Origin of the sequence: Lentzea sp. JNUCC 0626, assembly GCF_043632865.1 — a bacterium.
Classification (GTDB): domain Bacteria; phylum Actinomycetota; class Actinomycetes; order Mycobacteriales; family Pseudonocardiaceae; genus Lentzea.
Map to the genome: position 1 here is coordinate 10,232,474 of NZ_CP171635.1, position 15,644 is coordinate 10,248,117.

10 protein-coding genes are annotated in these 15,644 nt (G+C 66.8%); 9 read left to right on the forward strand and 1 reads right to left on the reverse strand.

The window, feature by feature from the left end:
• Positions 1-40 precede the first annotated feature (40 nt).
• Positions 41-4,006: a type VII secretion protein EccCa gene (gene eccCa / locus JNUCC0626_RS47985; protein WP_394617265.1), complete on the reverse strand. Its 3,966-nt coding sequence runs from the start codon at positions 4,004-4,006 to the stop codon at positions 41-43.
• A 134-nt stretch (positions 4,007-4,140) separates the two neighbouring features.
• On the opposite strand from eccCa, the gene eccD reads away from it, so the two are divergent.
• The 9 genes from eccD (at position 4,141) to JNUCC0626_RS48030 (ending at position 15,332) form a co-directional block, all read left to right on the forward strand.
• Positions 4,141-5,538, forward strand: coding sequence for a type VII secretion integral membrane protein EccD (gene eccD, locus JNUCC0626_RS47990; RefSeq protein ID WP_394622261.1), 1,398 nt, complete (start codon positions 4,141-4,143; stop codon positions 5,536-5,538).
• Positions 5,538-6,953 (forward strand): type VII secretion protein EccB, encoded by a 1,416-nt coding sequence (gene eccB / locus JNUCC0626_RS47995; RefSeq protein ID WP_394617266.1) that lies wholly within the window; start codon positions 5,538-5,540, stop codon positions 6,951-6,953. Before eccD ends, eccB begins: the two co-directional genes overlap by 1 nt.
• 161 nt (positions 6,954-7,114) lie before the next feature.
• Positions 7,115-7,408, forward strand: coding sequence for a WXG100 family type VII secretion target (locus JNUCC0626_RS48000; protein WP_394617267.1), 294 nt, complete (start codon positions 7,115-7,117; stop codon positions 7,406-7,408).
• Positions 7,409-7,454: 46 nt separating this feature from the next.
• Complete coding sequence (locus tag JNUCC0626_RS48005) at positions 7,455-7,751, forward strand: WXG100 family type VII secretion target (protein ID WP_394617268.1); 297 nt, start codon at positions 7,455-7,457, stop codon at positions 7,749-7,751.
• An 88-nt stretch (positions 7,752-7,839) separates the two neighbouring features.
• Positions 7,840-8,241 (forward strand): hypothetical protein, encoded by a 402-nt coding sequence (locus tag JNUCC0626_RS48010; protein WP_394617269.1) that lies wholly within the window; start codon positions 7,840-7,842, stop codon positions 8,239-8,241.
• A 120-nt stretch (positions 8,242-8,361) separates the two neighbouring features.
• The gene (locus JNUCC0626_RS48015) at positions 8,362-12,906 is read left to right on the forward strand and encodes a hypothetical protein (RefSeq protein WP_394617270.1); all 4,545 of its coding nucleotides are present in this window, start codon (positions 8,362-8,364) and stop codon (positions 12,904-12,906) included.
• A gap of 63 nt (positions 12,907-12,969) precedes the next feature.
• Positions 12,970-14,562, forward strand: coding sequence for a hypothetical protein (locus tag JNUCC0626_RS48020; RefSeq protein ID WP_394617271.1), 1,593 nt, complete (start codon positions 12,970-12,972; stop codon positions 14,560-14,562).
• Between the two features lie 2 nt (positions 14,563-14,564).
• Positions 14,565-15,011: a YbaB/EbfC family DNA-binding protein gene (locus JNUCC0626_RS48025; protein WP_394617272.1), complete on the forward strand. Its 447-nt coding sequence runs from the start codon at positions 14,565-14,567 to the stop codon at positions 15,009-15,011.
• A 15-nt stretch (positions 15,012-15,026) separates the two neighbouring features.
• Positions 15,027-15,332, forward strand: coding sequence for a hypothetical protein (locus JNUCC0626_RS48030; protein ID WP_394617273.1), 306 nt, complete (start codon positions 15,027-15,029; stop codon positions 15,330-15,332).
• Positions 15,333-15,644: the final 312 nt, after the last annotated feature.

Here is a 15,644-nt window from a genome sequence, read left to right on the forward strand (position 1 = left end):
GACAGCGGCAGCTGTCCCTGAGTCACGTCCGGTTTCGTTATCACTTCATGACGGGCGTCTGCAACAGGCTGATCGACCGGCGGCGGTTGATGAACTGCGCCCGGCCGACCGGCAGTGTCTTCGGCCGGATGTTGCCCAGGAACATGCCTTCGTCCTTCGGGCACGAGAACAGGGCGACCGCGGTGCCCAGCTCCCAGATCCGCCGCAGCACCGGGCCCATCATGGCGCGCCCCACACCCGAAGTGCTGCGGGCGATGACGAGGTGCAGGCCGATGTCAGCGCCGTGCGGCAGCAACGGCACCAGCGGCTGCAGCGGATCCATCAGGCCGCCGCCTTCCGCCAGTTCGAAGTCGTCGATCAGGATGAACAGGCGTCCGCCCGTCCACCAGTCGCGCTTGCGCAGCCGGCTCGGCGCGATGTCCGCGCCGGGAACCCTGCTGGACAACAACTGCGCCATCTCCTGGATCGTCGTCGAGAGTGCCTCGGTGCCGACGGTGTAGTTGACCTGGTTGTCCTGCGGAACGGCGTCGTGCAGCTCGCGCCGGAAGTCGACGAGCATGACGCGACCCTCGTCCGGCTGGTAGTGCCGGGCGACGGATGCCGCGATGTGCCGCAGGAGGTTCGTCTTCCCCGTCTCCGCGTCACCGAAGATCAGCAGGTGCGGGTTCGTGTCGAAGTCGTGCAGCAACGGCCCGAGCGTGTTGTCCTCGAGGCCCAGCGCGACGGTCATGTCGATCTCCGGTGCGGAGGACACCGGACCGGGGAGTTCGCTGACGGCGAGCTCGTGCGGGAGCAGCCGGACCTTGGGGGCCGCAGGAGCCCCTGGCACGGCCAGCGCCTCGGCCAGTGCGGCGGTCGCCTCCGCGACGTCGTCGGTACTGCCCGCGCCGTCGATGCGCGGGAGCGCTGTCAGGAAGTGCTTGCCGTCGCGGGTCAGACCGCGTCCCTTGATCGCCGGGACGGTCGCGGCGAGCCTGCTGTTCACCTCGGACTCGATCGGGTCTCCCAGCCGGAGCTCGAAGCGGGTGCCGAGAACGTCCCGCAGCCACGGCCGCATCTCCGACCACCTGTTGGTGCTGATCATGAGGTGGATGCCGAAACTGAGCCCGCGCGCGGCGAGCTCGCTGAACTTGTCCTCGAGCTCCTCGTAATCCTGCTTGACCGAGAACCAGCCGTCCACCACGAGGAACACGTCACCGTAGGGATCTTCGTCGGCGAACCTGCCCTGCTGCCGGGCTTTCCGGTAGGTGGTCATCGAGTCGATGTTGTGCAGCGCGAACAGCTGTTCACGCTTGGCGAGCAGGTTCCCCATCTCCAGCACGGTGCGGGTGACGCGGTCCCGGTCGAGCCTGTTCGCGAGGCTGCCCATGTGGGGAAGTCGTGCCAACGAGCTGAGCGTGCCGCCGAAGTCCAAGCAGTAGAACTGGACCTCGCGCGCGGTGTGCGTCAGCGCGAGGGCACCGATCAGCGTCCGCAGCAAGGTGCTCTTGCCGCTCTGCGGACCGCCCGCGACACCGACGTTGCCGTTCTCCGATGCGAGATCTGCGACCAGCAGGTCCCTCTTCTGCTGCACCGGGAGGTCGATCAGACCGACCGGAATGGACAGAGCAGGCGTCTGGTAGTCGCCGACAGGGCGCGGCCCGAGTTCTGGGTGGTCGACCAGAGGCGGGAGGAGCTGGTCCAGGGAGGGGGCCTGTTTCAACGGCGGGAGCCAGACCTGGTGAGCGAGCGGACCGATGCCGCGAAGCCGTGAGATCACCACCTCCAGCATCGAACCCGGTGACTCCTCCACCTGCGAGGGTTCCACCTCCGGCAGAGCCGCGACACGAGGAGCGAGGTACTCGGTGCCGAAGGCGACCAGTTGCTGCTCGACCTCCGCGCGCCGGCGCCGTCTGCCGACGGGGGCGTGGTACGGGCCCGAGCAGTAGGCGCCCTTGAAGCGAATCAGGGTCTGCGTGTCGGACTTCAGGTAGCCGTTGCCCGGGGTGCTCGGAAGCTCGTAGGCGTCCGGTACACCGAGCACGCTGCGGCTTTCCATGGCGGAGAAGGTGCGCAGGCCGATGCGGTATGAGAGATGGCTCTCGATCTTGTGGATGCGCCCCTCGTCGAGCCGCTGACTGGCGAGCAGCAGGTGCACTCCCAGACTTCGGCCGAGCCTGCCGATCATGGCGAACACGTCGACGAACTCCGGCTTGCTGGCGAGCATCTCGCTGAACTCGTCCACGACGATGAACAGCGCTGGCATCGGTTCCAGGGGCACACCTTGCGAGCGGGCCTGTTCGTATTCACGCCGCGAGGCGTAGTTCCCCGCCGCGCGCAGGTGCTCCTGGCGGCGGCTGAGCTCGCCGGTCAGCGCGTCCTGCATGCGGTCCACCAGTTCCAGCTCGTCCGCGAGGTTGGTGATGACCGCCGACGTGTGCGGCAACTCGTCGAAACCGAGGAAGGCGGCACCGCCCTTGAAGTCGACGAGGACGAGGTTCAGCTCCTCCGGCGAGTGAGTCGTCACCAGCGACAGGACCAAAGTGCGCAGGAGCTCGCTCTTTCCCGACCCTGTGGCGCCGACCATCATGCCGTGCGGACCCATGCCCCCTTCCGCGGACTCCTTGAGGTCGAGCTCGATCGGAGTGCCGGTCGACGTCATGCCGATCGGCACCCGCAGACGTTTGCGGGCGGTGGCTCGCGCCTTGCGGTACGAGACCGCGTCGAAGGTGCGGAGGTCGCCCAGACCGAGCAGGCTGGGCAGTTCGTAGTCGCTCGCGAGCGGTTCCTCGGTGTCCTGGACCTCGCCGACCCGGTAGCGGGCGAGAAGCCGGGCGAGGGCGCTCGTCTCGTCCAGGCTCAGGGCGTCCGCCCGGCACAGCGGGGTGGAGACGGGCTTGCCCAGCCGGTTGAACGAGACGGTGCTGAGCTCGTCTCCGGCGACTTCGAGATGAAGTGTGTGCGGGCGTTGTTGCCACGCCAGGGATTCGGAGACGTCGAGGATGACCGTGTTGCGGTAACCCTCTTCTCCGACACGGTGTTCTGAGGGGAGGGACACGCCGTCGAGCACGATGACGACGAACGGCTCGGTGGCCGAGATGGGACTGTCCGGTTCGTACGGTGGCCGACCGGTGAACTCGGCGCCTCCGAGCAGACCCTCGATCTCAGTGACGCTGTCCGCGACCAGGCGCCGGGGCCCGGTGGCGTCCAACGAGTCCGTGCTCTGGTTGTGCGGCAACCACTTCACCCAGTCCCATTCCTGGCGGGTGTCGTCGGAGACGCACAACGCGACACGCACGTCGGCAGGGCTGTGCACGGTCACCAGCTGGGCCAGCATGGACCTGGCCAGGTTGCGCACCTCGCCGGTCTTACCGCGGACCTGGACCCTCGCGAAGCCGCGCAGGTAGACCGCGATCGGTGCTCTGTCCAAAGTGGAGTACGCGCGGACGAACCGGCGAAGCGCGTGCGCGGACAGGGGTTCCAGGTCGTCCAGCGGTTTCGACTCGGGAGGCAGCAGCTTCGTCGAACTGCGCTGCTTGCCGAGGCCGAGGCGAACCTCGCTGAAGTCCTCGTGCGTGGAACGCCGTTCCCAGAGACGATGGCTCAGGGACAACGACCACAGGGAGTGCGGGTCCGGGTGCGTCCACAGGGCCGCCCTGAGCTGGGTCGACAAGGCAGATCGCAGTTTGCCGCGAAGCTGCCCGAGGTAGCGCACGTAGTCGCGTCGGTCACCGTGCAGCTTCTGCTTGTGATCGACGCCCGCGCGCAGCATCTGCGCCACCAGCATGCCGATCGCGGACAGCAGCATCAGGCCGCCGCCGACGTAGGCGAGCGCGCCGGACCCCGGGCGGACGAACATCAGCACCATTGCCAACGAGCTCAAGGCCATTGGTGCGTACATCAGAACCGAGCTCACTCCGCCTCCCGTGTTCTCGGGGATGGAGGGAGGCGGTTGCAGTTCGATCTCGTCGCTGGGCGCGACAGGACCAGGCCGCCGCGCCCGCCGAGTGAACACCTCGGTGGCCATGATGATCTCCTTGGTGAAGGGTTTCCCTTGACGTCTTCGCCCGAGTGCCCGCGGTAGAGATCGCGAGGCGGACGAGCAATAGGTTCCGCGCCAGGTGGTCAGCCTGTTTTCGCCAGGAAGAATCCGGGGCCTTGATGGAAGAACGTACACAGCATCGCACAAATGTGCCGGCAAGGCTAAGGTTCGCCCTTGGTGATAAGGCGGTGGACGTAGCCTTGCCCGGTGATGTGCAGCTGATCGATCTGCTGCCGTCGGTGTTGTCTCAGTTCGGCAAAGAATGGGCCGATCAGGGCGTCGAACACGAGGGCTGGATCGCGCAAAGAGTGGGCGGCCAGCCGATGCGCGAAGATCAGTCGATCACCGAGCTGAATCTGCTGGACGGGGAAACCGTTCACCTCCTTCCGCGCAATGCGGATGCGGCCGCTCTCGACTACGACGATTTGGTCGACGGGGTGGCCGAACGGATCCGATCCGATTCGGCCCAGTGGTCACCGCCCCGCACGCGCTGGATGTTGCGATTCATCGCGCAGCTGGCGTTCCTCATCGGGCTGGGCGTGTTCGTCGCGGGCGACGAGGCGCCCTCGTTGTGGGTGCTGCCCGGCGTGCTCGGCCTGGTGATGCTGATCAGCGCGGGCGCCGTCGCGCGAGCTCTGAAGTGGGTCGTGGATGGAACCCTGATCGCCGGTGCGGGCGTGCTGTACACGACCGCGGGCGCTTGGCTGGCTGCGGTGTCGATCGCTCCGGACAGCGGTCTCAGGGTGTGGCTCACGGTCGGTGCCGCGGCGGCGGTGGTGGCGATCGTGCTGGGTGTCGTCGCTGTCGCTGACGGAGCGATGCTCTTCGCCTGTGCTCTCGTGTTCTCCCTGTTCACCCTGATCGCGGCGGTGTTCTGGAGCGTGGCGGGATTCCCTCCGGTCAGGGCGGCGGCGATCAGCGTCGTCGTGAACCTGGTCGCGAGCCTCTTCCTCCCGGGCACGGCGTTCCGCCTCGGCCGGCTGAAACTGCCGATGCTGCCGACGGAGGCGGCCGAGGTGCGGGAGGACATCGATCCCGTCCCTCATCGCGTGGTGATCGAGCGGAGCGCCCTCGTCTCCGGTTACCTGAAGGCGCTGTATCTCGGCTACGGGGCCGCGCAGGCCGTTCTGCTGGTCGTGGTCGTTCGTTCCGGGGGCAAGTGGGAGCTCTGGACGGCGATCGCCGTCGCGTCGTTGCTGGTGCTCCGATCACGACACCTCTCGGGAACGTTGCCTCGATGGTCGCTGCTCGCGCCGGCGCTGGTGGCCACCACGGGCGTGCTCATCGCCCTGGCCGCCGGTGGTGACCTGCTCCACCGGACTCTTGCCTTCACCGCGCCGATGTTCCTCGCCGGAGCCGGTCTGGTCGTGTTGAGCGGCTACCTGCCCGGAAGGAGGCTGCGACCGTACTGGGGACGGATCGTGGACATCCTCGAATACGCCGCGGCTCTGTCGGTCGTTCCTCTGCTGCTGGCCGTTCTGGACGTGTACTCGCTCGTCCGGGGGTTGAGCGGCTGATGCAGTCCCGTCGAGATCAAGTCCAGGCGTACTTCTTCGTGGTTGGACGCCTCGTGGCCGGACTCATGCAGGGACGTCCCGACGTCCTGGAGCATCCGAACAAGAGGTTCAACAACGGCACCGTTCTGGGCATCCTCCTGGCAGGCCTGCTGGTCGCCGTCTTCGGCATCGTCGGGTTGTTCGCCCCCTCCGGCAACAACTCCTGGCGCGCGGACGGAACCATCGTCATGGAGAAGGAGACCGGCGCCCGCTACGTCTACGTGGCGGGCCAGTTGCGACCGGTGCTCAACACGACGTCGGCGTTCCTCGCTGTCGGTCAGCACTCGAAGCCGGTCGCCGTCAGCAGGAACTCCTTGACCGGTGTGGCGGTGGGCGCGCCGATCGGCATACCGGGAGCGCCGGACGGGCTGCCCGCCACCGATCGGCTGAACACCGGGGAATGGACGGTTTGTGCCCGCCCGCCGGACGGCAGCAGCGTGGCCAGTCCTCCGACCGTCACGGTGCACCTGGGTCAGCCGGCGGTCCACCGGCTCGCCGGTGACAAGGGGCTCGTGGTCGTCACCCCTGACAAGACTAGCTATCTCGTGTGGAAGGGCAGTCGCTACCGCATTACCGAGAAACTCGTTCTCGAGGCGTTGGGCTACGACGCCGAGAGGATGCTGACCGTTGCCCCTGCCTGGCTGAACACGATCCGCGCCGGTGCGGACCTGAAGGCACCGGTGATCGCCGGCGTCGGTGAGCCGGGGGCCACCGTCTCCGGCAGACCAGGGCGAGTGGGGCAGCTGTACGAGGTGGACAACCCCACCTTGTCGTCCGTGCAGTTCTACGTGCTGACCGGCAACGGGCTTCTCCCCGTCAGTCGCACCGTGGCCGCGATGCTGGTTGTCGCACCAGCCACGAAGGCTGCTTATCCGGGTGAACCGGTGCGCATCATCAAGACCGGACCGGACGTGCTCGCCAGTGTGCAACTGGCGGCCGGCGCGCTGGGAACGGACCTGCCGCAGTCACCCCCGGACGTGGCCGACGTCGATGAGGGCATGTTGCTGTGCATGAACTTCAGTGGATCGCCGGGAGAAGGCGGGACGTTGGTGACGGTTCCGCGGTCCGCCGAGACGACCGCCGTCGCTCCGGCCGGCAAAACAGTAGAGGGCGCTACCGCCGATCACTTTGTCATTCCGGCGGGGCTCGGTGCGCTGGTGACGTCGTCGCCGGCCCCAGGAGTGACCGGCGGAACCGAGTACTTGATCACCGATCTCGGGGTCAAGTTTCCACTGGCCAATGATTCGGTGGGGACCTCACTGGGTTACGGGAATGTGTCCAGAAGGTTGACTTCACCCGTCCTGTTGAACCTTCTTCCGACCGGGCCGGCGCTGGATCCCGCGTTCGCCGTGACCGAGAGGTTGATCAGTCCCTGATTCAAGAAGCCCTCGTGAGGGTTTTTCCTTGGTTTGGGTCGCCGGTCAGTTCTCTCGCCGCGGCGAGCGGGTGTGAACAACTCTAATTAACGCCACAACGCGCCTTGAATGTGCCGATGCAGGTTTCGGCTCAAACAAGATCGAAAAAGAAGGTAGAGGAAATGGCTCAGAACACCAGGCTCACTCCCGAAGACGTGATCGCGATGGCGAACAAGCACACCGCGGTCGCCGACGACATCTCCTCGCAGCAGCGGCTCCTCGACGGCAACATCCAGAACCTGGTCAGCACCAACCAGGGTGCGCTGATGACCAAGCTGACCAGCGTGCACGCCGACTGGAACACCAGCACGACCGACATCGTCACCAACCTCCGCACGATGGCGACGACCCTCCAGAGCGTCGCTCAGCGCCTGCGCACCGAGGATGAGCAGAACGCCCAGGCCGTCAACATCTGACGCCGGCCTTTCGAGTCAACTTCACAATTCTCACGAGGAGACAGCCGTGACGAGCGGATTGATCAACTACCAGTACGCCGCGATCTCTGAGGGCGTCAGCCAGATGCGCCGGGTCAACGGCAACATCCAGCAGCAGGTCGGTGACCTCCAGACCCAGGTCAAGACCCTGATCGGCGACTTCATGGGTGCGAGCTCGCAGAGCTACGACGCCTGCGCCAGCAAGATCACGCAGGACCTGAACACGAGCAACGACAAGCTCAACACGCTCAGCACCCAGGTCAACAACGGCGCGGAGAACATGAACTCCGCCGACGGTCGCGAGGCCAACCGGTTCGCGTTCTGACAGCACGGGTGGTGCCGGGGCGAGCCTGCCCCGGCACCACCCGTTCGCATTGCGTTCTTCTTGAACCCCGGCAGGAAAGGTGTACGTGATGGCCAAATCAGAGAACCGGACCTATGTCGATCCGGAAGCGGTGCGGTCGACCGCTGATCGGATCGGCGTGTTGATGGACGACCTCCAGACCTTCTACACGCTCGGTGGTCTGGAAACCAAGGCGGGCAACTTCTCGACCGCGTCCTGGCTGCAGAACCTCGTGCACAACCGGCAGCAGGGAATCGTCCAGCACGCCACCGACGTCAAGATGGTCGCGGGCGACATCAAGGACGGGCTGCACCAGATCGTGTCCACGTTCGAGAAGACGGACAAGGACAACGCGGACAGCCTCGAGCGAAGCCTCTACCACGGCGTGAACGAGATGAGGATCGACGCGTACAAGTCCTCCGAGGGCGCGAAGGGGTCCGGGGAGCCGGCGCATCCCAACGGCCAGGCCTAGGAGTACGGAGCTGGAGGCGGGCCTGACTGCCCTTCAGGTGCACGTTGTGGCTCGCCGGCCCCGCTGACGCATCGGCGCCTTCGGAGTTTCTTGAACTGGAAGTAGCGAGGAAGAACAGGTATGACTGCCCCCCAAGGTCAAAACGGCACGAACCCGCAGAACGACACGGCTGCTCCTGGTCTGGACGTTGACCAGATCAAGAACATCCCGCAGTTCAGGGCTGCCGCCGGGGACGCGCTGAACAAGGACGCGGTTAATTCCTGGTCTACTCTTCGCGGCTACCTCCAGGCTGCGGTCGAGCAGTTCGAGCAGTTCGAGCAAGGGTTCACCGCAGAGGTCAAGAACCTGTCCTTCGCCTTTCAGGGGACGGCTGGCGACCAGTTCCAGAGTTTCGCGGTCGATTCCGTGCTCAAGCGGAGTCAGGCCGTCACGAACGCGGTGAGGGCCTACCCGAAAGCCGCGGAAGCCGTGCAGCAGGGAGTGACCTTCTTCCAGACGAAGGTCGCCGAGATCGAGGCGCAGGCCGCGGCGCGGGTGAAGGTTCTGGTGGAGAAAGTTCGCAACGTGCTGGCGCTGGCCGCGCAGGCGGGACTCGAGGTCGACGGCTGGGCGCTGATGGAGACCGTCGTTCAGTCGGATGCCGAGAAGAACACGATGCCAGAGCTCCGTCGCGCGCTGCTTGACCTCGGTGCCGCCTATCAGAACAACGGCGCGGCGCTGACCGCGTTCGACCCCCGTTCGATGCAGCCCCCGAAGGGCTCCGGGAAGAAGGGCGACGGGAAGAAGGAGGGTGGTACCGGAGGCGCCGGCGAGAAGAAGGAGGGCGAGCCCGAGAAGAAGGAGGGTGGTACCGGAGGCGCCGGCGAGAAGAAGGAGGGCGAGCCCGAGAAGAAGGAGGGTGGTACCGGAGGCGCCGGCGAGAAGAAGGAGGGCGAGCCCGAGAAGAAGGAGGGTGGTACCGGAGGCGCCGGCGAGAAGAAGGAGGGCGAGCCGGAGAAGAAGGAAGGCGGGACCGGCAGCGGCGGCGGTGCGACTGGCCCCGGCGAAACCGGGAAGAAGGAAGGCGAGCCCGAGAAGAAGGAGGGTGGTACCGGAGGCGCCGGCGAGAAGAAGGAGGGCGAGCCGGAGAAGAAGGAAGGCGGGACCGGCAGCGGCGGCGGTGCGACTGGCCCCGGCGAAACCGGCGAGAAGCAAGGCGACGACAAGGAACAAGCTGCTCGCAAGGACGGGCTGGACGACGCCCGCACTGCGGCCAAGAAGTCCATCGACGACCTGCTGGCGAAGACTCCTCCCGCAGGTTCGTCGCCCGAAGCGGACGCTCGGCGACAGGCCCTCGAGGATGCGAAGAAGGCAGTAGACAAGGCTTTCGACTCGATGCCCCCTGAGGAAAAGGGTGGCGCGGGTGGTACAGGGCCGGGTGGTACGGCTCCGGGTGGTACGGCGCCTGGCACTGGCCCGAAGGACGCCGAGAAGGGCAAGGAAAAGGGCGGTACGCCTGAGGACGCTGCGCGGCAGAGGGCGTTGGAAGACGCCAAGAAGGCCGCCGGTGACGCGATTGACGGCCTGGGCAAGGGCGCCGAAGGCGGCGGCAGCGCGCCGGGCGGCACTGCTCCGGGTGGTACGGCGCCTGGCACTGGCCCGAAGGACGCCGAGAAGGGCAAGGAAAAGGGCGGTACGCCTGAGGACGCTGCGCGGCAGAGGGCGTTGGAAGACGCCAAGAAGGCCGCCGGCGACGCGATCGACGGCCTGGGTAAGGGCGGCGCGGGCGACACCGGCGACACGAAGCCGGAAACGGGCACGAAGGCGTCGGACAAGGGGCAGCCCGGCACCTCGCCCGAGGAAGAGGCTCGGCAGAAGGCGTTGGAAGACGCCAAGAAGGCGACCGACGAGGCAGTCGACGGTCTGATGAACCCTGGCGGCGAGGGATCAAAGCCGCAAGACGGTGGCTCGCCTGAGGACGCCGCGCGCCAGAAGGCGTTGGACGACGCGAAGAAGGCTGCGGGCGACGCGGTCGACGGTCTGATGAACCCTGGCGGTGAGGGCGGGAAGTCCGGAGAGGACTTGAAGCTCCCGGACGGCCGGACTCCGGAGGAGTACTCGAGCCAGAAAGCGATGGACGAAGCCAAGAAGAAGGCGGACGACGCGCTCAAGGGCCTGGGCCCCTCCGGTGGCGCCGACGCGTTCCCCAACGGCCAGCCCGGAACCAGCGGCGGGGAGAAGCAGGCGACGGATCCCGTGCGCACGCAAGCGCTCGAGGACGCCAAGAAGGCCGCGCAGGACGCGATCAAGGCGCTGGAGAGCCCCGGTGCCGGCAGCGGCGGAACCGAAGGCAAGCCGCAGACCACTGGCGGTCCGGGCTCTGGCAGCGAGCACGGTGCGGATCCGATCAGGCAGAACACGCTGTCGGATGCGAAGAAGGCCGCCATGGACGCCATCGGCGACCTGCAGAAGGGCGCTGACCCGGCCAGGTCCGCCGCGTTGGAAGACGCGAAGAAGGCCGTCGGTGGCGCCATGGACGGCCTGATCAAGGAAGGTGCGTCGGGCAAGGGCGGCAGCCAGCCGACGACCTCCGGTGGCCTCCCCGGTGCCGGGAAGCCCGCGGACAGCGTGCTGTTCGGTGGTGAGCCCGGTGGCGGTAAGGCGGGCGGCGCTCCGGGCGGTGGTGCGCCCGGCGGCGGCATGCCGGGCAGTGGTAGCGGTAGCGGTAGCGGTGGTGCGCCGGGCGGCGGTGCACCTGGCGGCGGTCCGGACACGTCGGGTCAGCGTGAGGCTCAGCGCGCTGCGCAGGAAGCGATCAGCGCACTGGGCAGTGGTGGATCTGGTCTAGGCGGTGACACGGGTTCGCTGGGTCACGGCAAGGCTCCGGGTAGTTCGTTGCATGGTGGCGGTGCGCCGGGTGGTGGCACGCCGGGCGGCGGCGGTATGCCGGGTGGTGGTGACCACGGTGGTGCTCCGGGCAGTGGCCATGGTGGTGGTGCGCCGGGTGGTGGTGCTTCTGGTGGTGGTCCGGACATGTCGGGTCAGCGTGAGGCTCAGCGTGCCGCGCAGGAAGCGATTCGTGCACTGGGCAGTGGTGGATCCGGGCTAGGCGGTGACACGGGTTCGCTGGGTCACGGCAAGGCTCCGGGTAGTTCGTTGCATGGTGGCGGTGCGCCGGGTGGTGGCACGCCGGGCGGCGGCGGTATGCCGGGTGGTGGTGACCACGGTGGTGCTCCGGGCAGTGGCCATGGTGGTGGTGCGCCGGGTGGTGGTGCTTCTGGTGGTGGTCCGGACATGTCGGGTCAGCGTGAGGCTCAGCGTGCCGCGCAGGAAGCGATTCGTGCACTGGGCAGTGGTGGATCCGGGCTAGGCGGTGACACGGGTTCGCTGGGTCACGGCAAGGCTCCGGGTAGTTCGTTGCATGGTGGCGGTGCGCCGGGTGGTGGCACGCCGGGCGGCGGCGGTATGCCGGGTGGTGGCGACCACGGTGGTGGTGCGCCGGGTGGTGGTGCTTCTGGTGGTGGTCCGGACATGTCGGGTCAGCGTGAGGCTCAGCGTGCTGCGCAGGATGCGATTCGTGCGTTGAGCAGTGGCGGGTCCGGGCTCGGCGGTGACTCGGGTTCGTTGGGCCATGGGAAGGCGCCTGGCAGTTCGTTGATGGGCGGCGGCTCTGGCGGTGGTGCTCCGAGCGGTGGTGCTCCGAGCGGTGGTGCTCCGAGCGGTGGCCACGGTGGTGGCATGCCGGGTGGTGGTGCTTCTGGTGGTGGTCCGGACATGTCAGGTCAGCGTGAGGCTCAGCGTGCTGCGCAGGATGCGATTCGTGCGTTGAGCAGTGGTGGGCCTGGGCTCAGTGGCGATTCGGGTTCGTTGGGCCACGGCAAGGCCCCAGGCAGCTCGTTGATGAGCAGCGGTTCTGGCGGTGGCGCGCCGAGCAGCGGTCTTGGCGGCGGTGCACCGAGCGGAGGTGCCGCGCCGAGTGGAGGTGCCGCGCCGGACATGTCGGGTCAGCGTGAGGCTCAGCGTGCTGCGGAGCAGGCGATCCGTTCGCTGCAAAGCGGTGGAGGTTCTGGGTTCAGCGGTGACTCGGGCTCGTTGGGACAGGGGAAGACTCCGGGCAGTTCGTTGATGGGCGGCGGTTCGCCGAGCAGCAGCCCTGTGGGTAGCGCGCCGGACATGTCGGGTCAGCGTGAGGCTCAGCGCGTGGCGGAACAAGCGATCCGGGAGTTGCAGCGCGGCAGCTCGATGCCCACCGGCTCGTCGCCCAGCGGAACTCCCCAGTCGCTCTCCAGCTTCCTGGGAGGCAGTTCGGGTTCGTCGGGTACGGGTTCCAGCGGCTCGCTGCCGAGGTTCGGCGGCAGCGGTGGACTCGACGGTGTCACGGGTTCCGTTCCCACAGGCCCGATGAGTCCTGAAGCAGCGGCCAACGCGGCGCGCCAACAGGGCTACCAGGTGCCGGGTTCGGGCGGCACGACTCCGGCGCCGGTCTCCCTGCGCGCCGGTGGTGGCGCTCCGATGGGAGATCCCGGAATGGGCATGCCCCCGCCGATGATGGGTGGCGGAGGCGCCGGTGCCGGATCCCAGCAGCAGCAACAGGAACGTGAGCGCACCACCTGGCTCGAAAGTGACAAGAGCGACTGGCAGGACGAAGAAGCCGGTGTCTCTCCTTCCACTCTGGGAAAGGCGTGAGTCGCGTTGGCCAACGACGAATCTCCTCCTGACGTCGAGCAGGGAAAGTCATCACTCGAACAAGTGGTGCAGCAGCTGTCCACCGCCGACCCGCAGGCGTTCTACCTCCAGGCGCACTGGTTCGGACAGGCGATCCTCGAGCTCGAGGACGTCAAGAACAAGCTGACCAAGTACCAGCGGATGCTCGAAGAGTCCTGGCGCGCAGGAGAGAAGCAGCAGTACAACAAGGTGAGTGGCGTGATTCGTCACTTGGAGCTGCTCATCTCGGCAGTCGGGGGATCGGGCTACCCCGAGCTCTTCAGGCAGGCGGGGGACGCGGTCAGCGACAGCAAGCGACGCCTCCACGAGCTTCAGGCGGTGGCCGGCGGGGGAAAGGGCGAAGAGTCACGCGGTGACGTCGACCAGCGGGCGACGAAAGTGCTGGAGGACCTCTCGGCCGCGTACCGGGAGTTCGGCGGCAAGCTCACGCCTCTGCCTGATCACACCGTCCTCGCGCGGTCGGTGGTGCACGAGTCGTCCCACCAGGTCCAGGACGGCTCGATGACGCGGACCGGCCATGAGCACGGTCCCGCGATCGCCGCCCCGGCGGGCGCCGGCGCCGCGGTGGCCGTCGGCGCTGTGATGAGTGCGCGCGCTCCGGTGAGCACGAGTGCCCGGTCGAGCTCAGGCCAACACGAACGGGCCGATGTCGCGCCCGCACAAGTGCACATGGCGTCGTCTTCCGTCCCGAATGGACAGTTGCGCTCGAGGGAGCCGTCCCCGTTCGCCAGGTTCTCGCAGCTCGCGAGCGATCGTGTTGCCGGCGAGTCGTTCAGCGATGAGACGGTGATGGCGGTTCCGGTCGCGTCCTCGCTCTCTGCGGGGACCGCGGCGTCCTCGTCGTCCTCTGGGGTCGCGGCGTTCTCGACTTCCTCGAGAACCGCGACGTTCTCGCCTCCCGCCGCGATCGCTGGGTTCTCGTCCTCCGCAAAGGAACAACCGCGAGCGTCGGTGCTCGGCCGATCACCTGCTCCCGGTGTGAACGGTGCGTCGAAGGAATTGTCCAGGCAGGCTGTCGACCGCGAGATCGCCGCTCTGAACACGGCGCGACCGGCCCAGCTGACGACCACCTCTGGGCCTGCCATCGCCACGGAGGTCACGACTCCGGCGAAGACGGTGCCGGGTGACGTCCGGTTGAGCGATCCGGGTGCGGTGCGTGCCGCGAGTCTGCCTCAGGCCCCGCCCTCGGTGCAGCTTCTCGGCTCTGCGTCTTCTCCCGCTTCCGTGCGAGTTGACTCGTTCGAACAGATTCGGTCCCAGTTGCCGGTCGGGGCAACGGCTTCTCTGGCTTCGGCCGCGGGACTTCAGGTGCGGCCGGTCACCGCCGTCGGTGTCGAGCCGCTGTTGATGTCCGGAGCCCAGCCCGCGGGTCTGCCGGCCACCGCCGGTGCGGGTGCCAACTCCATGGGGGTGCCCCCGACCAGCCTGATGCACCAGTCCGGCGCGGCTATGGGTGCTCTCGGGGCAACGGGTCGTGCGGGGAGCGTCTGGGTGAAGGCGGAGCCGGGCAGTTGGAACGGTGCTCAGCCCGTCGTCGGCCAACTCGGTCGTCAAAGGGGCACGGGCGGCGTCACGGCGCAGGACGAGTCCCGCAACAGCGGGGCGAGAAAGGAATAAGAATGAATGACTGGGAACGGCAGTTCAAAGAACTGGAAAACGCGAACGAGGACGCATTGGCCTCGTTCGAGCGTGAGCGGCGCAAGCTGGCCGATGTCACGAAGAAGCTGGCTGAGGAAATCACCGAAGTGCGTTCCAAGGATCGCTCGCTGACCGTGGAGTTCGACGGTCGAGGTGAGATCACCGCGATCAACTTCCATGGCGCGAAGTACCGATCCATGCCGCCGGCGGAGTTCAGTCACGTCCTGCTCGAGACCATTCGTGTCGGGCGAGCGCAGTGCGTCCAGAAGCTCACCGAGTCGATTGGCGAAGACATCCTTCCGGGGGTGAGCTTCGCGGACCTCGCCAGCGGCAAGCTCGACGCCAACGAGATTCTCGACAAGGTTGTGTCGCCCCTCCTCGGTGACGGCTACGGCGACGGCATTCTCGGGCGAAAGAACGCTGGCTAGAAAGGGTGCTGAAAAATGGCTGAATACACCCGTCTGGATCCGGACGGCGCACGGATGGAGAACGCCAGGCTCCGAGATCTCGGAGCCCGTTTTGGGGATTCTACCTTTCGAATCCAGGACGCTGCGAGGGCCTACGGGCGGTGCTGGGGCGGCGACCAGTTCGGTGCCGCGTTCGAGCAGGGGTATCTCCCGAGTTCGGACAAGTTCCTGGAGCAGATCAGCGTGTTCAGTGACAACATCAAGAAGACGGTGGAGCAGATCGAGCAGGCGATTCAGCAGTTGGAAAATGCCGACAAGAACAACGCAAACAACTTGGGCTAGTTCCGCGCCCTCTTTTCGATGAAGTAGGTTGAGTTGGTTACGCATCTCCCTTCCGGTCTTCAGAAGCTGCTGCAGTACACCGTCGGCATGCCGTGGCCTGAAGGCAGTGAAGTGGATTTGTGGAAACTCTCCTCGGCCTGGGAAGGCGTGGCCTCCGACCTCGACTCGCTGGCTGCGGAGTTGTCGAGTCGTGCCAGTGGGTTCGATCACGTCATAAGTGGTGATGCGGGTACTGGAATCCGGCAGCTCCTGGCGGTGGACCTGCACAACGCTGCGCTTCAGCTGAAAGACATGGCTGGAATGCATGCAGAC

Bases quoted from the DNA above. Each gene is read 5' to 3' on its own strand.
- eccCa (WP_394617265.1), bottom strand. From the start codon at position 4,006: ATGGCCACCGAGGTGTTCACTCGGCGGGCGCGGCGGCCTGGTCCTGTC.
- eccD (WP_394622261.1), top strand. From the start codon at position 4,141: ATGGAAGAACGTACACAGCATCGCACAAATGTGCCGGCAAGGCTAAGG.
- eccB (WP_394617266.1), top strand. From the start codon at position 5,538: ATGCAGTCCCGTCGAGATCAAGTCCAGGCGTACTTCTTCGTGGTTGGA.
- JNUCC0626_RS48000 (WP_394617267.1), top strand. From the start codon at position 7,115: ATGGCTCAGAACACCAGGCTCACTCCCGAAGACGTGATCGCGATGGCG.
- JNUCC0626_RS48010 (WP_394617269.1), top strand. From the start codon at position 7,840: ATGGCCAAATCAGAGAACCGGACCTATGTCGATCCGGAAGCGGTGCGG.
- JNUCC0626_RS48015 (WP_394617270.1), top strand. From the start codon at position 8,362: ATGACTGCCCCCCAAGGTCAAAACGGCACGAACCCGCAGAACGACACG.
- JNUCC0626_RS48025 (WP_394617272.1), top strand. From the start codon at position 14,565: ATGAATGACTGGGAACGGCAGTTCAAAGAACTGGAAAACGCGAACGAG.
- JNUCC0626_RS48030 (WP_394617273.1), top strand. From the start codon at position 15,027: ATGGCTGAATACACCCGTCTGGATCCGGACGGCGCACGGATGGAGAAC.